This is a genomic window from Capnocytophaga sp. oral taxon 878, assembly GCF_002999135.1.
In the GTDB taxonomy this organism is placed as follows: domain Bacteria; phylum Bacteroidota; class Bacteroidia; order Flavobacteriales; family Flavobacteriaceae; genus Capnocytophaga.
Genome location: NZ_CP027229.1, coordinates 336,951 through 359,309, shown reverse-complemented (window position 1 = coordinate 359,309; position 22,359 = coordinate 336,951). Strand labels below are relative to the sequence as shown.

General features: G+C 35.4%; 20 protein-coding genes and 3 tRNA genes. 3 read left to right on the top strand and 20 right to left on the bottom strand.

Annotated features, from left to right (window positions below; translation table 11 throughout):
• Window positions 1-144 precede the first annotated feature (144 nt).
• From C4H12_RS01545 to C4H12_RS01515, 7 genes are all read right to left on the bottom strand, one after another.
• Window positions 145-217: transfer RNA gene (locus C4H12_RS01545), tRNA-Gly, on the bottom strand.
• A 268-nt stretch (window positions 218-485) separates the two neighbouring features.
• Window positions 486-571: transfer RNA gene (locus C4H12_RS01540), tRNA-Leu, on the bottom strand.
• A gap of 23 nt (window positions 572-594) precedes the next feature.
• A tRNA-Gly gene (locus C4H12_RS01535) sits at window positions 595-667 on the bottom strand.
• Between the two features lie 126 nt (window positions 668-793).
• Complete coding sequence (argS, locus tag C4H12_RS01530) at window positions 794-2,581, bottom strand: arginine--tRNA ligase (RefSeq protein ID WP_106097353.1); 1,788 nt, start codon at window positions 2,579-2,581, stop codon at window positions 794-796.
• Between the two features lie 3 nt (window positions 2,582-2,584).
• Entirely contained in the window at window positions 2,585-3,196 is a 612-nt protein-coding gene (gene bioD, locus C4H12_RS01525; RefSeq protein WP_106097352.1) for a dethiobiotin synthase, read from the bottom strand.
• Between the two features lie 404 nt (window positions 3,197-3,600).
• Window positions 3,601-5,430 carry an ABC transporter ATP-binding protein gene (locus C4H12_RS01520; protein ID WP_106097351.1) on the bottom strand — a complete coding sequence of 610 codons (1,830 nt, stop codon included), beginning with the start codon at window positions 5,428-5,430 and terminating at the stop codon, window positions 3,601-3,603.
• Window positions 5,431-5,437: 7 nt separating this feature from the next.
• Entirely contained in the window at window positions 5,438-6,520 is a 1,083-nt protein-coding gene (locus C4H12_RS01515) for an AMP-binding protein (protein WP_106097350.1), read from the bottom strand.
• Window positions 6,521-6,713: 193 nt separating this feature from the next.
• Here C4H12_RS01515 and C4H12_RS01510 point away from each other — a divergent pair, with 193 nt between their 5' ends.
• Window positions 6,714-7,202 (top strand): Lrp/AsnC family transcriptional regulator, encoded by a 489-nt coding sequence (locus tag C4H12_RS01510; protein WP_106097349.1) that lies wholly within the window; start codon window positions 6,714-6,716, stop codon window positions 7,200-7,202.
• Between the two features lie 2 nt (window positions 7,203-7,204).
• On the top strand, window positions 7,205-7,819 hold the full coding sequence (locus tag C4H12_RS01505; protein WP_106097348.1) for a deoxynucleoside kinase: 615 nt from the start codon (window positions 7,205-7,207) through the stop codon (window positions 7,817-7,819).
• A 61-nt stretch (window positions 7,820-7,880) separates the two neighbouring features.
• Here the strand turns inward: C4H12_RS01505 and C4H12_RS01500 are convergent, their stop codons facing one another.
• The 13 genes from C4H12_RS01500 to C4H12_RS01440 all read right to left on the bottom strand — a co-directional run bounded on the left by C4H12_RS01500 (window position 7,881) and on the right by C4H12_RS01440 (window position 21,443).
• On the bottom strand, window positions 7,881-8,735 hold the full coding sequence (locus C4H12_RS01500; RefSeq protein WP_106097347.1) for an N-acetylglucosamine kinase: 855 nt from the start codon (window positions 8,733-8,735) through the stop codon (window positions 7,881-7,883).
• Between the two features lie 80 nt (window positions 8,736-8,815).
• Entirely contained in the window at window positions 8,816-9,814 is a 999-nt protein-coding gene (gap, locus tag C4H12_RS01495; RefSeq protein WP_106097346.1) for a type I glyceraldehyde-3-phosphate dehydrogenase, read from the bottom strand.
• A 52-nt stretch (window positions 9,815-9,866) separates the two neighbouring features.
• Window positions 9,867-10,847: a 6-phosphofructokinase gene (gene pfkA / locus C4H12_RS01490; protein ID WP_106097345.1), complete on the bottom strand. Its 981-nt coding sequence runs from the start codon at window positions 10,845-10,847 to the stop codon at window positions 9,867-9,869.
• Between the two features lie 157 nt (window positions 10,848-11,004).
• Window positions 11,005-12,198 (bottom strand): pyridoxal phosphate-dependent aminotransferase, encoded by a 1,194-nt coding sequence (locus C4H12_RS01485; RefSeq protein WP_106097344.1) that lies wholly within the window; start codon window positions 12,196-12,198, stop codon window positions 11,005-11,007.
• 80 nt (window positions 12,199-12,278) lie between these two features.
• On the bottom strand, window positions 12,279-13,502 hold the full coding sequence (gene pepT / locus C4H12_RS01480; protein WP_106099392.1) for a peptidase T: 1,224 nt from the start codon (window positions 13,500-13,502) through the stop codon (window positions 12,279-12,281).
• Between the two features lie 17 nt (window positions 13,503-13,519).
• Window positions 13,520-14,269, bottom strand: a complete 750-nt coding sequence (lptB, locus tag C4H12_RS01475; RefSeq protein WP_106097343.1) for an LPS export ABC transporter ATP-binding protein — start codon at window positions 14,267-14,269, stop codon at window positions 13,520-13,522.
• Between the two features lie 9 nt (window positions 14,270-14,278).
• The gene (locus C4H12_RS01470) at window positions 14,279-14,932 is read right to left on the bottom strand and encodes a hypothetical protein (protein ID WP_106097342.1); all 654 of its coding nucleotides are present in this window, start codon (window positions 14,930-14,932) and stop codon (window positions 14,279-14,281) included.
• Between the two features lie 8 nt (window positions 14,933-14,940).
• The gene (gene tatC, locus C4H12_RS01465; RefSeq protein ID WP_371514503.1) at window positions 14,941-15,729 is read right to left on the bottom strand and encodes a twin-arginine translocase subunit TatC; all 789 of its coding nucleotides are present in this window, start codon (window positions 15,727-15,729) and stop codon (window positions 14,941-14,943) included.
• A 41-nt stretch (window positions 15,730-15,770) separates the two neighbouring features.
• The gene (locus C4H12_RS01460; RefSeq protein ID WP_106097340.1) at window positions 15,771-17,723 is read right to left on the bottom strand and encodes an OmpA family protein; all 1,953 of its coding nucleotides are present in this window, start codon (window positions 17,721-17,723) and stop codon (window positions 15,771-15,773) included.
• Window positions 17,724-17,747: 24 nt separating this feature from the next.
• Complete coding sequence (locus tag C4H12_RS01455) at window positions 17,748-18,662, bottom strand: type IX secretion system membrane protein PorP/SprF (RefSeq protein ID WP_106097339.1); 915 nt, start codon at window positions 18,660-18,662, stop codon at window positions 17,748-17,750.
• A gap of 459 nt (window positions 18,663-19,121) precedes the next feature.
• A complete protein-coding gene (serC, locus tag C4H12_RS01450) occupies window positions 19,122-20,183 on the bottom strand; it encodes a 3-phosphoserine/phosphohydroxythreonine transaminase (protein WP_106099391.1) in 1,062 nt (353 codons plus the stop codon).
• Window positions 20,170-21,138: a D-2-hydroxyacid dehydrogenase gene (locus C4H12_RS01445; protein WP_106097338.1), complete on the bottom strand. Its 969-nt coding sequence runs from the start codon at window positions 21,136-21,138 to the stop codon at window positions 20,170-20,172. Before C4H12_RS01445 ends, serC begins: the two co-directional genes overlap by 14 nt.
• Window positions 21,139-21,161: 23 nt before the next feature.
• Window positions 21,162-21,443: a GNAT family N-acetyltransferase gene (locus tag C4H12_RS01440; protein WP_106097337.1), complete on the bottom strand. Its 282-nt coding sequence runs from the start codon at window positions 21,441-21,443 to the stop codon at window positions 21,162-21,164.
• Window positions 21,444-21,674: 231 nt separating this feature from the next.
• Between C4H12_RS01440 and C4H12_RS01435 the strand changes: the two genes are divergently transcribed.
• On the top strand, window positions 21,675-22,346 hold the full coding sequence (locus C4H12_RS01435) for an alpha/beta fold hydrolase (RefSeq protein WP_106097336.1): 672 nt from the start codon (window positions 21,675-21,677) through the stop codon (window positions 22,344-22,346).
• Window positions 22,347-22,359: the final 13 nt, after the last annotated feature.

Below are 22,359 nucleotides of genomic sequence, written 5' to 3'. Positions count from 1 at the left end.
TAAAGAATATTGTTGCCCTGCGTATCTCTTATGAGTACCGCCTTTAAGGACACTAGGGAGCGTTTTCTGAATAATATTCTTTAGAGTCTTCATTTAATATGTATGAAAGATACAAAAATAATTATCAATTATTAATGAATTAAGAGCGAAAAACGGGTCTCGAACCCGCGACCTCAACCTTGGGAAGGTTGCGCTCTACCAACTGAGCTATTTTCGCTTATCTTGTCTGTAGCAAATTCACAGCTGATTTATTTCTTGTTTGCGGTGCAAAGGTACAACAAATTTTAATTCCTACAAAATTATATTTTAAATTCAAGTTAAAAATATTATATGCAAAGGCTATTTCTCAACTACCATACACTACTCTTCACCTTTTCTATATGCTTTTTTCATTGAAGGAATGCTATTACTTCCTATATCTAAATACAGTTTAATATAAAACAAAAAAATCACTACTCTCATTAAGAAAGTAGTGATTCCCTTCGTACTCGGAGCGGGACTTGAACCCGCACAGGCATTACTGCCCACTGGATTTTAAGTCCAGCGTGTCTACCGATTCCACCATCCGAGCCTTTATGATAGACATAAAAAAAGAGCGAAAAACGGGGTTCGAACCCGCGACCTCAACCTTGGCAAGGTTGCGCTCTACCAACTGAGCTATTTTCGCTTATCTTGTTTCAATAAATCTGCAGCTGATTTATTTCTCATTTGCGGTGCAAAGGTACAACAAATTTCAATTCCTGCAAATTTTTAAACAACTTTTTTTTAACTTTTTTTACATCATTTCCATAACTCACATTCTATCAGGCACTTGTATGCCTAACATTTTTAATGCTACTGCTATAATTTCTGCAATTTTCTTACTCAAAGCCACTCTAAAATGACGTTTTCTATCCTCTTCTTCACCCAAAATGGAGATATTTTGGTAGAATGAATTAAAGTCTTTTACCAAATCATACACATAATTAGCTATCACTGCAGGACTGTAATTATCTGCTGCATCTTGTACTACTGAAGGGAAAAGAGTAATACTTTTTAGCAAAATCTTTTCTTTCTCATGTAAGTTTTCAGGCATTACTCCTGTTGTTACAGCTCCTATTTCAGCATATTTTCGCAAAATTGATTGAATCCGGGCGTATGTATATTGTATAAATGGTCCTGTATTACCTTGAAAATCTATTGATTCTTTAGGATCAAAAAGAATACGTTTCTTGGGGTCTACCTTTAGAATATAGTATTTAAGAGCTCCAAGACCTATAGTGTGGTACAAAGCTTCTTTTTGGGCTTCAGTATAACCATCAAGTTTTCCCAGTTCCTGCGAAATTTCCTTAGCTGTTTGCTCCATTTCAGCAATAAGGTCATCAGCATCTACTACTGTACCTTCTCTACTTTTCATCTTACCACTAGGCAAATCAACCATACCATAGCTAAGATGATAAAGATGCGATGCCCAATCATACCCCAACTTTTTAAGAATTAAAAACAAAACCTTAAAGTGGTAATCCTGCTCATTACCTACTGTGTACACCATCCCTTTTACATCAGGATAATCACTCACACGTTGGGTTGCAGTCCCCATATCTTGAGTTATATATACCGAAGTACCATCCGCACGAAGCACAAGTTTCTCATCCAGTCCATCTGCTGTAAGGTCACACCAAACCGATCCATCATCCTTTTTGAAAAATACTCCCTTTTGCAAACCAAGTTCTACAATATCTTTGCCTAACAAGTAAGTATTGCTCTCGTAGTAATATGAATCAAAATCTACCCCCAAATTCTTATAAGTAACAGCAAAACCTTCATACACCCATTCGTTCATTTGTTTCCAAAGTTCTATCACTTCAGGCTTACCTGCTTCCCATTGTCTAAGCATCTCTTGGGCAGCCACAAAGATAGGCGCTTGTTTCTCAGCCTCTTCCTTAGTCTTCCCTTGTTCTACAAGCTCCTGTATCTCAGCTTTGTATGCTTTATCAAAAGCCACATAATAGTTCCCCACCAGTTTATCTCCCTTTAAACCAGTACTTTCTGGTGTTTCACCATTACCAAAACGCTGCCAAGCCACCATCGATTTGCATATATGTATCCCTCTATCATTGATAATCTGCGTTTTATACACCTTATGCCCTGCCGCTTTTAGTATCTCAGCTACCGAATATCCTAAAAGATTATTACGAATATGCCCCAAATGCAGTGGTTTATTAGTATTAGGCGATGAGTATTCCACCAAAATAGCCTCCTTACTATTAGGAGTTGCTAGCCCAAATTGAGAATTATCCTTTATCTCCGACAGAAAATTAAGGTAATAACTATCCGCAATTACAAGATTCAAAAAGCCCTTAATCACATTGTAATCAGTAACCAGCTCCGGAAGCCTTACTTTGAGGTACTCTCCTATCTGCTCTCCCAGCTGCACAGGGTTAGCCTTGATATGGCGTAACAAAGGAAACACCACAAGAGTTACATCGCCTACAAACTCCTTTTTAGTTTGTTGCAATTCAACAGTATCTAAGCTCACGTTATAAAGTTCGTGCGCTGCTTGTACAATATGTTGTTTTAGGATTTCGTTTAAATTCTGCATAGATTACAATTTATTCACTTTAGAAGCATATTCTAATATAACATTTTTGTCAAAATAAGGTTCCTCATCAATATGTAGTAGCACAGGCAACCCCGTATGGTGCAATATCACCTCTTCGGTCGAAGGAGTTGGCACTCCACTAAAAACAATACTATGCACCTGCAAACCTCTGTTTTTAAGTGTTTCGTAGGTTAGCAAAGTATGATTAATACTACCCAAGTAATGACGTGACACTAGCACAACCTTATCTGTTGGCCGAATAAGATCAAGCACCATATCATCCTCATTCAAAGGAACATACAAACCTCCTGCCGCTTCAATAATTAAAGTATTATCAGTTTTTGGCCGTACAATCTTATTCAATTCAATCCGCACATTGTCTAACTGTGCCGATAAATGCGGACTGGCAGGAGTATGCAGTCCATAGCTATTAGGATGAAACACCGTGCGCGTATTACTAATAAGGCGTTTTATTTTATCAGTATCAGAGTTTTCCAAGTCGCCAGACTGTATTGGTTTCCAATAATCAGCCCGAAATGCCTCAGTAAGAATCGCTGAGGTAATGGTTTTACCAACTTCGGTAGAAATACCTACCACAAAATAAGTATCTTTCATTTTTGGTTTGTCTATTTTTCAAAATGCAAAATTATAAAATAATTATTGAATGGGCAAACAGTGAAAAAGAAAAATAGGTCAAACCCAACAAATCCAATCACACCCCCAATCAGATTTTTTCTCTATTAAAAGCATCTTAAAACCACCTTATAGGATGAACGAACGAATAACGAAGGATAAACGAACTATAAACGAAGGATAGTTGGTCAACTGTAGCAATGAAAGTAAACACCCTCCAAGCCTCTACAAAACAACCCAAAAACAGAAAATATTCCTTTTATTTATAGAAAAAACAGAAAAACACATTTCCATTCAAACCCCAACACCCAAAAACTCTATAAAAAAATGCCAAAGGTTATAACAATAACCTTTGGCATTTTAGCTTGTTAATTGTAAATTATAAATTATTGTTTTTCGAAAGACTGCATTTCAACCAATCGTTTATACATACCTTGTTGTTGAATAAGCTCAGTATGAGTACCTTGTTCTATAATACGTCCTTTTTGCATTACAACTATCAAGTCAGCATTTTGTATAGTCGATAAGCGGTGAGCAATAACTACCGAAGTACGATTCTTCATCATATTCTCCAAAGCACTCTGTACCAACCTTTCACTTTCAGTATCAAGAGCCGAAGTAGCCTCATCCAGCACCATTATAGGAGGATTTTTTAGCACTGCACGAGCTATACTCAAGCGCTGTTTTTGTCCACCACTAAGCTTGCTTCCTGCATCTCCTATATTAGTATCAAAACCATTAGGAAGATCCTTAATAAACTCATAAGCATTAGCAATCTTAGCAGCTGCTATCAGCTCTTCAGCAGTAGCATCAGGTTTACCTATAAGCAAGTTATTTTTAATAGTATCGTTAAACAGAATAGAATCTTGTGATACAACCCCTATAAGTTTACGCAGCGAAGCTGTTTGCATATCACGCACATTCACACCATCAATACACACCTCTCCCTTATTCACATCATAAAAGCGTGTGATAAGATTTGCAATAGTACTCTTACCACTCCCCGACTGCCCTACCAAAGCCACCGTTTTGCCTTTAGGAATACTAAGGGTAAAATCCGTAAGTACAGGCTGTTCCTCATAAGCAAAAGTAATATTATTAAGCGTAATTTCTTGGTTGAAATTAGCCATCACTACAGGATTTTCTCTCTCTTTAATAGGATTCTCGTAATCCAATATCTCCAAAATACGCTCAGCAGCAGCATTCCCTTTGCGCATATCGTATGAAGCCTTGCTTATTGCTTTAGCAGGAGTAAGAATATTGTATGCCAAGCCCATAAAAGCAATAAATTGAGTACCTTCCAAAGTTTTATCAACCAACACCAATGAGCCACCAAACCAAAGAAGAATAGCAATCATCAAGATACCAAGAAACTCACTAGTAGGCGAGCCCAAGTTTTGTCTATTCATCACCTTATTACTAAGCTGATTAAAGGTATTGCTAGAATCTCCAAACTTTTTAGAAAAAATAGCCTCAGCATTAAAAGCTTTTATTACACGCAAACCTCCAATAGTCTCCTCAATAAGCGACAGAAAGCGCCCTTGCTCTTGCTGTACTGCTACCGAATTCTTTTTAAGTGATTTACCTATTTTAGAAATTACCATTGCCGCAATAGGAATAAAAACAAAGGTAAAGATAGTAAGCTTCACACTAATACCCAACATCACCAAAATAGAGAAAATAATAGTAAGAGGCTCACGAATAAAAGTCTCCAATCCCGAAAGTAGGGAGTATTGCACTTCATTCACATCACCTACCATACGCGACATTATGTCCCCTTTGCGCTGTTCAGAAAAAAAAGCTATAGGCTGAGTTATAATCTTTTTATATAAACTATCACGCAAATCACGCAGTACACCATTTCGCAAATGAGTAATAAAATAAGAGGCAAAGTAGCTAAATAAGTTCTTCAGCAAAAAAAGTGAAATAACCATAGCTATCACTATTCCCAATGCCCAAATTGTATTTTCACCTGCCAACTCTCCTACTTTGTAGTTTAAATAAGCTTTACTGTAGCTACCCAAATCTACCAAATTACCCGAATAAATAGGCTTTTCAGCAATGGGCTTAGCAGTACCAAAAAGCACATCAAGCATAGGTATAAGTGCTATAAACGATAGAGCGCTGAATAGTGAATACAGAATATTAAAAAAAACATTCAGCAGCGCCTGTCGCTTATAAGGCAATATATAAGGAATAAACCTTTTGAGTTTCATAAATGGATTATTGTTTATATTTCTTTACAGTATCGTCACGCTTTACTTTCTGATTGTCAGTATATACAAATTCAGGAACAAAGTAAATTTCTCGTGGCACCTCGTATTTAAGCATATCTTTATCCATATAAATATCATGAGCAAGTGTAGGATAATCTTCTTCTGTACCTTGCACATAAAGTACAGCACGTTGTCCTAACTCATCATCAGCTTCTTTAGTAATAAAGTAATCTCCCTTAATATATTTTTTAATTTTGCGCTCTACACTTTCAGGAAATACCTTAAATCCACCAGAGTTAATGATATTATCAAACCTACCAAGCCATTCAAACTCAGTTCGTGAGATAAGGTTTACCATATCATTAGTAACCACAGGATGCTCAGCAATAAGAGGAGCTTCAATTACCAAACAATGACGATCATCTTGCGAAAAAGCCACATTAGGCATTGCTTTATAACTAGTTTCAGGCTCTTCTGTATGATTTACACGGCGCATAGCAATATGTGAGATAGTCTCAGTCATTCCATAAGAAGAATATACTTCTGTAGATACATTTTGAAGTTTAGCTTCCAATTCACCATCAATAGAAGCTCCACCTAAAATAACCTTCTTCACACGAGGTAAATCAGTTAGTGATTTCGCTGCTTGCAATGGAATCATTGCACAAAAATCATAGTCTTTACTAGTAAGTGATAGTGGCATTGATGAAGGACGAATAATATCAATATGCAAACCAAGTACTATTGCACGAATAAGCATCATCTTACCAGCAATAAAATCAGTTGGCAAGCAAAGAAGAGCACGGTTTTTAGGTGATAAGCCAAGATATTCTCCTGTTGCCAAGGCAGAATTAACCATACTTTGTTTTTTAAGCTTAATCTGCTTAGGAATTCCTGTCGAGCCAGAGGTAGTAGCCTCTATATAATCACGGTCATCTAACCAATCTAACAAAAAACGACCTACCGATTTTCGATAAGGTAATCCGTCTTTTACATAAGCAACAGCCAATACAACAAGGCGCTCTCTATCGATAGGAAAGCCGTTAATTCTAAAATCTTTATGGACAAATTTGTAGTCTATTTCATTCATTTTGAAATGTTTTTTTAATGATAATGGGGCAAAACTACAATAATAAAACGAAATAAGCAAAAATCAAAAACACTTTATCCATTTATCTTATTGATTATTAAGTACTTAAACCTTACAAGAAAAAATATTTTCTAAAAACACCTACTATATCAAAAATATTTTCTAATTTTACGCCCAATAAGTTGAGAAGAATATGTATATGTTAGATCAAACAGATTTTTTGTTGTTAGACGAGCTACAGCGAGATAGCAAGCAATCAATCAAAAAATTAGCAGAGAAAGTTAAACTTTCTATCACTCCGGTACACGAACGGGTGAAACGATTGGAAACCTTAGGCGTTATCCAGCGTTATACTGCCATCGTAACCCCAAAAGCTTTAGGAAAAAAACTGATAGCTTATTGCCAAGTAAAATTACTTAGACATAATGGTGAGTTATTTGATGAGTTTGAAAGATATATCAGTACGCTCGATGAAGTGTTAGAAGCCTCATATATGGCTGGCCCATACGATTTCCTTTTGAAATTAGTACTAAATGATATGGAAGAGTATCAGAATTTCGTAGTACATAAAATTTCAAAATTAGAAATCATCTCTAACATACAAAGCTCATTTGTTATACAAGAAATTAAAAATACATCTATCATTAAATGTCTGCCAGACGACAATAAAAAACTATTATAAAAATGCACATAGCTATAGCAGGAAATATAGGTGCGGGCAAAACTACTCTTACAGCACTATTAGCTAAACATTATCAATGGGAAGCTCATTTTGAAGATGTGGTCGATAATCCATATTTAGACGATTTTTACCACCAAATGGAGCGCTGGAGTTTTAACCTACAAATTTACTTTTTAAATAGTAGATTTAGACAAATATTAGACTTCAGAGAAAAAGGAAATGATATTATTCAAGACCGTACCATTTATGAAGATGCTCATATTTTTGCCCCCAACCTACATGAAATGGGATTAATGAGCTCTCGTGATTTTAATAATTACCAATCACTTTTCGCCCTTATGGAGCGACTTATATCTCCTCCCGACTTACTCATCTACTTAAAGAGCACTGTACCCAATTTAGTAAACCAAATACAAAAGCGTGGTCGTGATTATGAAAACTCTATTTCTATTGACTATCTTAACCGACTAAACCAACGCTATGAACAATGGATAAAAGAATACAATAAAGGAAAATTACTTATTATAGAAGTAGATAACATCAACTTTGTAGATAACCCTGAAGATTTAGGCGATATTATCAACAAGATAGATAGTTTGCTTTATGGCTTATTTTAAAACAAAAAAAGACTCGCACAAATTAATTTGTGCGAGCCTTTTTTATTAGCTTAATCTCTTCTTAGAAGAATTTATTTATATGGAAAGCTACTAAACCATCAATTGGTTTTCTAAGTACAGTACCCAATTTGAGGTTGTTTTCAGCTAATACTTCTTCCAAAATATCTTGAAGGAAGAAAGCTATACTACCCACAAAATTGATAGGCACTTCATAGCGAGCTTCATATTGTGAAATCCAATGGTCAACAAATAATTGCATTCCTTTTTTCACCATATCACGGCAGTACTCATGATTTTTATTTTCTACCACGAATTTAGCAAAAGTAGCCAAATAACTATTAGGATTAGGCATTTTGTATAAGTGGTTTTTAATCACATCTGAGCTCAATTCATATTGATTTTCAAACTTCTGCACAAGGTCTGCTGGCATTTTCTTAAAGAAATAATCAATAAGCAAACGTTTACCATAGAAGTTACCACTAGACTCATCCATTAATATATAACCTAATGAATCTACTGCTTGGTATAATTCCTCACCATCCCAATATGAGCAGTTAGCTCCTGTACCTAAAATACAAACAATAGCCTTATCGCTAGGTTTAGTTGTTGCAAATACAGCAGCATAAGTATCTTCTTTTACTTGTATTTTAGCATTTTTAAAGATAGTTGCCAAGCTGCGTTCTACAAAATAACGGATACGATCAGTACCACAACCAGCTCCATAGAAATAAATTTCAGCTACACTATTTCTATTTTCAAAAAGTTGGTAATTTGTAGTGATACGTTCTACAAGAATTTCTTCTGTAAGTACTTCAGGATTTAATCCTAAAGTTTGGGTGAAGAATACTTTTTCACCCTTACTATTTAAAGCTGTCCAGTCGGCTTTAGTAGCGCCACTATCAACAATTAAAATCATATTGTTTCGGATTTATTTAGTTGTTATACAATAAAAAAGGGTGAGAGCACCTTATATAGGTACCTCACCCTTTTAATAAATTATAATTTAGCTACATGTTGTGCTAAATCAACTAATTTGTTAGAATAACCAGTTTCGTTATCGTACCAAGAAACCACTTTAAAGAAGTTAGCACTTAAACCAATACCTGCTTTAGCATCAAAGATTGAAGTATTTTTACAACCTACAAAATCTTGAGATACTACAAGATCTTCAGTATATCCAAGAATACCTTTTAATTCACCTTCTGAAGCTTTTTTCATAGCTGCATTAATTTCATCAAGAGTAGTTGCTTTTTTAGTACGGAAAGTTAAGTCAACTACTGAAACATCAGCAGTAGGCACACGGAAAGCCATACCTGTAAGTTTTCCATTTAGTTCAGGAATTACTTTTCCTACAGCTTTAGCAGCACCTGTAGTAGAAGGAATGATGTTGCAAAGTGCAGAACGACCACCTCTCCAGTCTTTTCTAGAAGGACCATCTACTGTTAATTGAGTAGCAGTAGTAGCGTGAACAGTAGTCATCAAAGCTTCTTCAATACCAAAGTTATCATGTAATACTTTAGCTATAGGAGCCAAACAGTTTGTTGTACAAGAAGCATTAGATACAATATTATCTGTAGCTTTTACTGATTTATGATTTACACCCATTACAAACATAGGAGCATCTGCTGAAGGAGCTGAGATTACTACTTTTTTAGCACCAGCGTTAATATGTGCTTGAGCTTTTTCTAAAGTAGTAAAAATACCAGTACATTCAGCTACTACATCTGCATGTACTTCATTCCATTTAAGATTGTTAGGATCTTTTTCAGCTGTGATACGTACTACTTTACCATCAACTACAAGGTGTCCATTTTCTACTTTCACGTCTCCTTTAAAAGTACCGTGAACTGAATCGTATTTTAAAAGGTAAGCGATGTAATCTACATCCAAAAGGTCATTAATCCCAACGATTTCAACGTCGGCTCTTTCATAAGCAGCACGGAATACCAAACGTCCAATACGTCCGAAACCGTTAATTCCAATTTTTACTGACATAATTCTCTTTTAATTTAATTAATTTGTTATTCTATTTTTTATTTACTATCCATTATGTAGCCATAATTTCAGCTACACGAAGGAGTTCAGTATCTATTTTAGAGTTCCCTTTGATTGCTTTTTCAAGCGGTGTAAGTTCCATTTTAGTATTTCTAATCCCTACCATATAGTTTGATTTACCTTCTAATAGAGATTCTACTGCTTTTACGCCCATACGACTTGCTAACACTCTGTCAAAACAAGAAGGAGCTCCTCCACGTTGCATGTGTCCTAATACAGATACACGTACATCGTAATCAGGATGGTGATGTTCTACATATTCTTTTAGTTCAAAAACATTTTTACCTATTTTATCTCCTTCAGCTACTACTACTAAACTTGAAGTTTTACCAGTACTACGGCTTTTTTCTAATGAATGTAATAGTTTTTCAAGTCCTATATTTTCTTCAGGAATAAGAATTTCTTCTGCTCCTGCTCCAATACCTGAGTTTAGTGCTATATGGCCTGCATCACGCCCCATTACTTCAATAAAAAATAAGCGATTATGAGAACTTGCTGTATCTCTAATTTTATCAATCGCATCAATTACTGTATTAAGAGCTGTATCATATCCTAAAGTAAAGTCACTTCCATATATATCATTATCAATAGTACCGGGAATTCCTATTACAGGGAAACCAAACTCTTTATTGAAAAGAAGTGCTCCAGTAAAAGAACCATCACCTCCAATAACTATTAATGAATCAACTCCTGCTGCTTTGAGATTTTCATAAGCTACTTTACGACCTTCAGGAGTTTTAAAATCTTTAGAGCGAGCTGACTTTAGTATGGTACCTCCTCTGTTGATAATATCACGAACGCTACGGGCATTCATTTCTTCAAAATCGCCTTCTATCATTCCCTGATAACCGCGATACACTCCTACCACTCCTATATTATGGTAAGCACAAGTACGCACCACCGCACGGATGGCTGCATTCATTCCAGGAGCGTCTCCTCCTGATGTTAATACTGCTATTTTTTTAACTGACATTGTCTATTTGTAATTTTTCGCCTCAAAAGTACGAATTATTTTTGAAATAACAATAATTTTATTCTTTTTTTTTAATTGCTAAAAATATAACTAATTAATTATTAGCACTTAGTATATTAAAAAGTGCTATTACCTTTTACAACTCTAATATTAAATTTCAGTTCTTATTGTATTGTTTAAGAGCCTCTCTCAAGATACTAATAGCCCTTACTATTTTTTCTTCTTTAAGCACATAAGCAATACGCACTTGATTATAACCTAACCCCTTTGTAGCATAAAAACCTTCTGCAGGCGCTAACATTACAGTTTCATTATTTAAAGCGTATTTATCCAACAACCAGATACAAAAATCTTCAGCATTTTTGACAGGTAATTCAGCTATGCAATAAAACGCTCCTTTAGGCATTGACACACGTACACCTTCTACCTTTTGCAATTCTTCTATTAGTACTTTTCTACGTTTAGTATATTCATCAATTACTTCAGTAAAGTATGTTTCAGGCACATCAAAAGCACGTTCTGCAGCTATTTGTGAGTAAGTAGGAGGTGAAAGGCGAGCTTGAGCAAACTTTAAGACTGACTTTAGTACCTGCTTATTCTTAGATACTACCCAACCTATACGAGCTCCACACATACTAAAACGTTTTGAAACTGAATCTATCATTATAGCATTTTGTTCAATACCTTGTACCTGCATAATAGAATAATGAGAGGCTCCATCATATACAAACTCACGATACACCTCATCAAAAATCAAAAACAAGTCGTGCTTTTTAGCAATAGCTGCTAACTGTAAAATTTCTTCTTTAGAGTATAAGTAGCCTGTTGGATTACCAGGATTACAAATTAGAAAAGCCTTAGTTTTTGAAGTAATTTTTTTTTCAAATTCTTCAATAGGTGGTAGTGCAAAATTATTATCAAAAGAAGAGGTAATAGGCACACAAACAGCATCAAAAGCTTCTGAAAAACTAATATAATTAGCATAATAAGGCTCTGGAATAATAATTTCATCATCCGCATTGGCTACAGTTGCAACTACATAGATAAGAGCTTCTGAACCTCCACAAGTAATGATAAGGTCATCTTTATCTATACTAATATCATGTTTAGCATAGTATCCCACTACTTTTTCACGCAATGAATCAACGCCTTGACTTTTGGTATATTCCAATACTTCAGGAGTAAAATCCTTCACTGCTTGAACAGCTATTTCAGGAGTTTTTATATCAGGTTGACCTATATTTAAATGATAAATAGTTTTACCTTCCTTAACCGCTTTTTCAGCATAAGGGGTCAGTTTTCTAATAGGTGATAAAGGTAATATTTCAGCTCTATGTGATATCTTAGGCATTTCTTTATAAATTAATAATTAATGGTAAATAACAAATTAGCAGATTAATAACTTCATTTGTTCATTAATCTGCTAATTTATTATTTTTGGGCTACCAATTCTGCTATTCTTACAATTACCTCAGTAGCTTTTTCTAGATTTTCTACTGGGACAAACTCATATTTACCATGGAAATTATGTCCACCAGCAAATATATTAGGACAAGGTAAGCCCATAAAGCTAAGCTGAGAGCCATCTGTACCGCCACGGATAGGTTTGGTAATAGGTGTAATACCCAATTCTTTCATCGCACGTTCAGCTACTTCTACAATGTGCATTACAGGTTTAATTTTTTCACCCATATTGTAGTATTGGTCCTTTATTTCAGCTACTGCCACATTAGGCATTTGCTTGTTTAGATCATCTACAATTTGTTGTACTATGGCCTTGCGTTTGTTAAAGACATCTCGGTCGTGATCGCGAATAATAAGCTGTACTACCGTATTTTCTACATCTCCAGAAATATCAGTAATATGATAGAATCCTTCGCGACCTTCGGTACGTGCTGGAATTTCATCGGCTGGGAGAGCATTGATAAACTGAGTAGCCACGAGCATTGAGTTCACCATTTTATTTTTAGCAGTACCAGGGTGTACGCTTTTTCCTTTGAAGTGAATTTTAGCACCAGCTGCGTTAAAACTCTCATATTCAAGTTCTCCTATTTGTCCACCATCCATTGTATAAGCCCAATCTGCTGCGAATTTTTTCACATCGAATTTATGAGCTCCACGACCTATTTCCTCATCTGGGGTAAAGCCTACTCTAATTTTTCCATGTTTAATTTCAGGATGTTGTACGAGGTATTCCATAGCTGTTACAATTTCAGCTATACCTGCCTTATCATCAGCACCCAAAAGGGTAGTTCCATCAGTTGTAATAATGGTATTGCCTTTGTAGAGTAACAAATCCTCAAAGTAAGAAGGTGATAATACGATATTTTGTTCTTTGTTGAGGACTATATCCCCCCCATCATAATTTTCTATAAATTGTGGATTTACGTTTTCACCAGAGAAGTCAGGAGAGGTATCAAAGTGAGAAATAAAACCAATAGTAGGCACTGGGTAATCTACATTTGATGGCAACGTGGCCATTACATAGGCATTCTCATCTATAGTTACTTCTTGCAAACCAATAGCTTTCAATTCTTCTACCAACAGGTTTGCCATATTCCATTGTTTTTTTGTGCTGGGTGTTGTTTCGCTCTCAGGATTAGATTGAGAGTCTATTTTTATGTACTTAATAAAACGGTCTACTAAATTTTTCATTATATTATAGTTTTTAGTCATTCTTTATCGGTTAATATTTTCTTACGTCTCAACTCGAAGTTTCTTCCAAGGTATACTTTTCTTACCATCTCATCGGCAGCCAAATCTTCAGGTACTCCTGATTTAAGGATGCCTCCTTCAAACATCAAGTAAGTGCGATCGGTAATCGCAAGAGTTTCCTGCACATTATGGTCGGTGATAAGGATACCTATATTTTTATTTTTGAGCTGTGCTACAATGCGTTGGATATCTTCCACCGCAATAGGGTCTACTCCAGCAAAAGGTTCGTCGAGCAATATGAAATTTGGACTAGTAGCCAAAGCACGGGCAATTTCGGTACGGCGACGTTCTCCCCCTGAGAGTAGGTCGCCACGATTTTTACGGATATGTCCCAAGCTAAACTCATCTATTAGTTCATCAGTTTTTCGTTGTTGTTCTGCTTTAGAAAGTTTTGTAAGTTGTAATACACTCTTGATATTATCTTCAATACTTAATTTCCTAAATACAGATGCTTCTTGGGCTAAATAACCTATACCACTTTGAGCACGTTTATACATAGGATATTGGGTGATATTAGTATTATCTAAAAATATAGTACCACCATTGGGTTTAATCAACCCAACAATCATATAAAAGGAAGTAGTTTTGCCAGCCCCATTAGGCCCTAATAAACCTACTATTTCACCTTGATTTACTTCAAGAGAAACTCCTTTTACTACTTTTCTTCCTTTGTATATTTTAATAATATCGTTTACTACTAACTTCATATATTGCTGTTAAAACGAAAAACGGTAAGGCATTTCGTTAAGTTCTGTTTCCAAATCTACCCAATCATGCACTTCTGTTACAATACTATATACCATAGCTTCAGTAAGCATTTTACCTTCATAAAGGTCAGAAATAGTTTGTTCATTCACAACTTCCTGTAGGAATCCTTCCTCTCCCAAATAATCTATTGCCCATTCTTTATACTTGATAGGATCAAGACTAATAAAATCAAACTTATTGATATGTTCTTCTATCTCAAAATTCTGAAGACATTGCCAAGTTTCGCCATCTAATGAATAGATAATAAAAGGGATATCACTTTCAGAGAAGTTTTTTCGGTAATAAGGTAAGAACAATTTAGGAATACGTTTTTCAAAAGAACGGTTATCTCCTTCTTTAGTATCTTCTCCACTTGATGAAGGAACTATTATACAAGCTTTATCAACAAAGTAAAAAGATACTGATGAGCCATCTTCATCTTCAAATCCATGTCCCCATTGAGCTTCACAACCTTCATATTCTTCCTCATTTACTTTGTAGTAGGTGTGATAAACTTCAAATTCGTGACCACAAATAATCCAATCTAATACAGCTTGTCCTTTACAAAGCTGTTTCAACGTTTTTACGTTGGGTAATTGCTGTAAGTAGGTATTACAATCCATTAAAATTATTAAGTTACCTTATTTTTGTTCTTTTTTAAAACATAAGCTGAAATAAAAATACTTATTTCATACAAAATCATAATTGGTATAGCCACAATTATTTGGCTTGTTACATCGGGAGGAGTAATTACTGCTGCTATAATAAGCACTACTACCACAGCATGTTTGCGATATTTTCGCATAAAAACAGGAGTCACCACTCCCAATTTAGTAAGGAAATAGATAATAATGGGTAACTCAAAAACAATGCCACAGGAAAGCACTGATGAGCGCACTACCGAAATATATGAATCTATATCTATTTGATTTTTTACCTCTGGGCTTACCGAATATGAACCTAAAAAGTTGACTGATAAAGGTGTTATTAGATAATAACCAAATAGTACCCCTAAAAAGAACAGTAAGGAGGCAATGAGGATAAATCCTCTTGCCAACTTACGTTCATTTTCATATAAGCCTGGAGCAATAAAACTCCAAAGTTGATATAGTATATAAGGGAATGCTATAATTACACCTGCCCAAATAGATGTCCAGATATGTGCTGAGAATTGACCTGCCATAGTACGGCTTTGGATAGTAAAAGGTAATTCTTGCGTGCAAAAAGCACTTTCAAATTTAAACCAATGACCTATTTCACAGAACATTCTATAGATGAAAAAATCACCATTTTTGGGAGCAAAAATAATGCTAAATATAAAGTCTTTGCAAAGAAATGCTACTACTGCTACTAACACCACTGCTACTACTGAGCGTATAATATGCCAGCGCAATTCTTCTAAATGATCTAAGAATGACATTTCTTCTGCTGAAGCTTTCAAAACAATTTTGGTTTTATCAATTATTCACCCATACTTACTACTATAAACTCACTACGACGATTAGCCTGATGTTCTTCTTCAGTACAAGGAACACCATTAGAGCATCCATTAACAAGTTGAGTTTCACCATAGCCTTTAGCAGTAAGTCGTTTGCGATCTATGCCTTGTTTCACTATCCATTCCATAGTAGATTTAGCACGACGATCAGATAATTTGAGGTTGTAATCATCAGAAGCACGACTATCAGTATGTGAACGGATATCTATCTTCATAGCAGGATGTTCTTTCATTACCTCTACAATCTTAGCTAACTCAACAGCGGCATCAGGTCGTATATTTGATTTATCCAAATCAAAGTAAATTTCTTTGATATTAAGTATTTTAGCTAAATCAATATTTTTATCAATAGCTATTTCACGAGGTTTAATCATAAACTCATAGAAGATATCTCCTTCTGAATCTAAATCTACTTTCACCTCAGTAGTTTCATAGTTACCTATCTCGGCACGTAAATAATAATATAAATCTTTACAATTTACCTTATCAAAGCTGAATGTACCATCAGATTTAGTGCGTTGGCGGGCTACCTCTTTCATTGTTTTATCTGAAAGGATAATAAGGCCATCTGCAATAACATCTTTATTTTCTGAGTCTTTAAGTACTCCTTTAATCATTCTTTCACAGTCAAACAAGAGAGGTTTTTCTTCAAAAAAGCTATAAATATCATCTTTACCTTTACCACCTGGGCGGTTTGAGGTAAGAAAACCTATTTTAGTATCACTATCCATTACAAAACAGAAGTCATCATCAGCACTATTACCAGGCATACCAATGTTAATAGGTTTAGAAACAGTACCGTTATCATAGAATTTTACAGCAAAAATATCCAAGCCTCCTAAACCAGGGAAACCATCTGATGAGTAGTAAAGAATATTATTTTTTGAAATAAATGGAAATGACTCACGTCCTGATGTGTTAATAATATTACCTAAGTTTTCAGGAGTACTATATTTATTATCTCCTAATATTTCTACACGAAAAATATCTGAACTCCCTAGAGTTCCTTCCATATCTGATGCAAAGTATAAATACTTTTCATCTGGGCTCAATGCGGGGTGTGCCACATTATATTGGTCACTATTAAAAGGTATTTCAACTACATTACCCCAATTTCCGTTAGCATCCTTGGTCGCACGTAATATTTTCAATAAAATAGTATTCTCAATATTAGTACCCACTCTACGGTTTACATAGTTATTACGTGTAAAATAAACGGTATTCCCATCCTTAGTAAAAACAGCTGTTGATTCATTAAAAGGAGTATTTAGTGTAGTAGAGAAAAACTTCTTATTAGACAAGGCTTCTTTATCACGATCAGCCATATACAAATCGTAATAACTCTCTCCTGTCCACTGAGAAACGCCTCCTTTTGAGGTTCTTCCGCTATTTGCAGCTGTAAAAACTATCTTATCTTGATAAAAAGAAGGTCCATATTCTGAATATTCAGTATTAATAGATACAGGGTGTAACTCTAAACGTCCTGAATTACCCTGAATTACTTCCTGATAGTCTTTATTTTCTTCAAACAATACGGCACGAGTATCAGCATTACCTGTAAGTTCGGCAAACTGTGCCATTAACTTATCTGATTCGGTATATTTTCCTACTGATTTAAGTGCTTGTGCGTAACGATAATAGTATTCGGGTTTTACATTGTATTTCCCTTCTTCAAAAAGTTGTTCATACCAAGTTAAGGCATTTTTATATTCAGCATTGTAGTAATAAGCATTTCCTAAACTCTCCAACAATTCCTGATTTACATATCCCTTCTTAGCTATCTTTTCATAAATTTTGATAGCATCAATATAGGCGAAGTTTTTGTACATCTCTTTTGCTTTTTCCAACTCACGTTCTGGCTGGGCAAATGCAATTGAAGTACAACATAAGGCTAAAATAAATTTTAATAGCTTCATATTTGATAATTAATAATTTAACAATTAAAAGAAACGTGGTGAAACAATCTTCTTGTAAGTCTTCACCAATTCATAACGCAAGAATATCTCGTGCGAACCCGAGTTGTATTTTGATAACTCAGTGGTTTCATAGTCATAACCATAACCAGCAAACCAACGATCGTTTATCTGGAAGCCTGCCATTACACTCACCGCTGCCGACCAGCGATAAGCCGCTCCCAACACAAACTTCTCATTGAACATAAAGTTCAAAGAAGCATCTACTTGCAAAGGAGCTCCAAATGCTACTTTTGATAACACCGCTGGCTTAAACTTCACATTATCATTCAAGTCAAAAACATAACCTCCTATTAAATACAAGTGCTGACTATTTTTAAGCACTGATACCGAATTGTTCTTATAATGACTTGTCTCCAACATATTAGGCACCGAAAAACCTAAGTAATACTTATTGGTGTACCAATAAACTCCTGCCCCTAAGTTAGGAGAAAATACACTTTCTTTACCTATCAAACTCACATCAGTAGCATCCTGCTTGCGTAGTTCATCATAATCTATTTGGAATATACTACCAGAACCTTGCAATCCAAAAGCCAATTTAGAGTTTTCAAAATTGATAGTGTACGATACATCCACAGCTAGTTCAGTTTGTGATTGTGGCCCTATACTTTCACGAAAAATAGAACCTCCTAAACCTACATTACGCAACGATTGCATAGGCTGGTGGTAACTCACACTACCATTAGTAGGCGCTCCTTTAATACCCACCCACTGAGTACGGAAAGTACCAAAAAGGCTACCTACCTCACGTGAGCCTGTATAAGCTGGGTTAAATAACATTGTATTGTACATATATTGTGTATATTGCGACTCTTGTTGCGCAAATAGCACTGTACAAAACAGCGTTGCAGAGATTGATAAAAATACTTTTTTAATCATTTTCTTTTAAATTAATAATCAACTATTATAGAAATTAGGAATACTTCCTAAAATTAGTTTACAATTACTTTGTCAGCTTTACTGACTTCTTTCAGTTTGGAAAATCTCATTTAGTGTAAAGAAATTGATAGATATTCTCCATTATATCCATTCAATTATCATCTTTTTACTCACCACGTTAAAAAAAATCACTATTGTTTGAGAATGCAAAGTTACAGCATTTTTTTGAAACCATAAAATTTTTTAAAGATTTTTTTATTGTGACAGTACTTCCTACTATTTATAAATTTGATTCATTTTTTTGATTTACCTCTACAAAACACAAGAAAACTGTTTACCTAAAGAGGTAAAGAATATACATTTTAAACCATTAGCATCTTAGTTCATTACACAAAAAAATAAACTTTGCCAAAGCAATAAATACTTTAGCAAAGTAAAAAATTATATTATTAAGCGGTTTTACCCTCTTCTTTCAAACTCTTTAAGCACTTCTACTAACACCTCAACACTTTCCAAAGGAAGGGCATTATAAATTGAAGCACGATAACCTCCTACACTACGATGTCCTTTTATACCACTAATATCAGCTTCTTTACAAAGAGCATCAAAACGCTCTTGGGTACTTTCATCGGTAAGGTTAAATACGACATTCATTAGAGAGCGGTCTTCTTTATTAGCATACCCTATCGTTAATGGATTTCGGTCAATTTCATTATAAAGCAAATCGGCTTTAGTTTTGTTACATAGTCCTAAGGCTTTTAATCCGCCTTGTGCTTGTATCCACTCCAATACTAATAGATTGACATATATAGCAAAAGTAGCTGGGGTATTGTACAAACTATCATTCTTGATATGCAGCTGGTAATCCATCATTGAAGGCAGCTTTCTAGTCACTTTACCCAACAATTCCTTTTTCACCATTACTAAAGTAGACCCCGAAGCCCCTAAGTTTTTTTGTGAACCTGCATAAATAAGTCCAAATTTAGAATAGTCCAATGGACGTGAGAAAATATCTGAACTCATATCGGCTACTAAAGGCACTCTGGTTTCTGGCAAATGGTGATACTCGGTACCATAGATAGTATTATTAGTAGTAATATGTAGGTAATCGGCATCGGTAGGTACAGTAACCCCTTTAGGAATATACTTATAGCCATCGGCTTTAGAACTAGCTATCACATCAGTTTCACCAAATAAAGCAGCCTCTTTTTGAGCTTTGCTAGCCCACGTACCAGTATCTATATAAGCCGCTTTGGTTTGTAACAGATTATAAGGTACCATTAGGAACTGAGTACTTGCCCCACCGTGTAAGTAAAGTGCCTCATATTCATCACCCAACCCAGCTATTTCCAATGCTAAGGCACGAGCGCGCTCTATTACTCTTAAAAACTCCTTACTACGATGTGATATCTCGATTACCGATAAGCCAGAACCTTCAAAATTAATAATAGCTTCTGAGGCTTTTTGAAAAACCTCAGGAGCCAATATAGAGGGTCCTGCACTGAAATTATGCTTTCTTATCATTTTCTTTATGTGCAGCTTTGTATTTTACTATAAAATCTTCTACTTGTTTTTTAAGAATACGCCATAGTTTATCTTGTGCGTGTTCGCTAGCCCAAGCAATGTGAGGGGTGTAAATAACACGAGGATGGTTAGCTATTTTAAGTAATGGGTCATTTTCCAACGGAGGTTCTTGTTCAAACACATCGGTAGCAAAGCCCATAATACGGTTACTTTCAATAGCTTCATACACAGCTTGAGGATCAACCACAGCGCCACGTGCTACATTTATAATCAATGGTTTTTTGCGAAGTTTAGATATAAAGTCTTCATTTACTAAATGTTTAGTTTCGGGAGTTAGAGGACAGTTGATAGAGATTATATCACTCTGTGCTAACACCTTATCAAACTCAGTATACTGGTCGTTACGAGGAACTTTACCTTGGCGTTCAGCCCAAAGTACGCGCATACCAAATACTTTAGCAGCTTGAGTTATTTGCTTACCTATGTTACCTACCCCTATAATACCTAAAGTTTTGCCATGGAGTTCCAATACAGGAGGCTCTGTAAGACAAAAACGACCATCTTTTTGCCAAGTACCATCAGCAACGCTAGCGTGATAAGTTTTTAAGGCACGCATAGCCGAAAGCAACAATAAGAAGAAATGTTCGGTAACACTTTCGGTAGAGTAGCCAGCTACATTTTTTACTTCGATACCTAAAGCTTTAGCCGCCTCTTTATCAATATTATCCATACCTGTAGCAGTAAGATGTATGAGTTTGAGGTTAGGCAACTGCCTAAGAGTAGCCTCATCTAATTTCACCTTGTTCACTATAGCTATATCGGCTGGCTTTAAGCGTTGTACAATTTCATCGGGGGCGGTTTTTTGGAATGCCACCCATTGATTTACACCTTTAGGGATATCAACATCGATACGCTCGGATAGCGTGTTACGGTCTAAAAATACTGCTTTCATATAATATTATTTTTAATTCTTTCCTATATTCGTATACCGGCTGAAAGTACCTCTTTATATTGCTTGTTGCGCTTGAAAAAGCTAATAGCCACAGGACATACAGGCACTACCTTGTATTTTTTATGAGCTATCATATCAACTGCTCCTTTAAAAAATTCATCGACAAGCGCCTCGGTTGCTGATTGTGGCAACAGGGTTTTAGTAAGAAATATTTTACGCTCTTGTATAGCGTAATCAATAAAAGCATGTTCTCCATTGAGTTTTGCCTGATACTGCCGAGAAAATTCATTATCAATTACTTCCATAGTATTGTGTTTTTTATTAGTATAGTTGAAAAAAATTGATCTGCATTGAGAGAAATATATTTGATAAATGAAAACAATTATTGTATGTTAGTTCTATCTATTTCAGCTGGACTGTAATATATTTCAAAAAAAGTTGTACTTTTGCTTCGTTTAGGGAGGGTAGTAATTGGATACCCTATACCTTAAAAAATCGCTGCAAAGGTACTAAAATTTCGTAATAAAACAATACAAATGAATATAAAAATAAAAGATTCGCCACACATATACCTAATGCCTGGTATGGCTGCAAGCCCCAAAATATTTGAGCATTTGCAGTTTCCGCCGCACTACAATGTGCACTTGTTAGACTGGATAACGCCTGAAAAAAATGAGTCGTTAGCGCATTATGCTAGCCGGATAGCTGAGGATATTACTACCCCCTACCCTATTCTTTTGGGTGTATCATTCGGGGGGATTATTATGCAAGAGGTAGCTAAGCAGCTTCCTAATTATGAGAAAATAGTTGTTATATCGAGTGTAAAAACCCAACACGAGCTACCTAAAAAGATGTTACTGGCACGTTATACCTCATTACACAAACTACTACCTACTAGTGCTATCAGCAATTTGGAGTTTTGGAAGCGCTTTTCTTTTTCGGAAGTAATAAGCAAGCGACTTGCCCTTTATGAAAAGTATATAGGAATGCGTTCGCCTGCTTACTTAGACTGGTCGATTGATAAGATAGTAAACTGGCAACAAGAAGCACCGCTACCCCGCACCCTTCACATTCACGGTGATAAAGACCCCGTATTCCCGATACAATATATAAAAAATGCCGTGGTAGTAACCAACGGCACTCATATTATGATTATCAATCGTTATAAATGGTTTAACGAGAAGCTAATCCCTCTAATTAACGACTGATTAAAACTTTCTT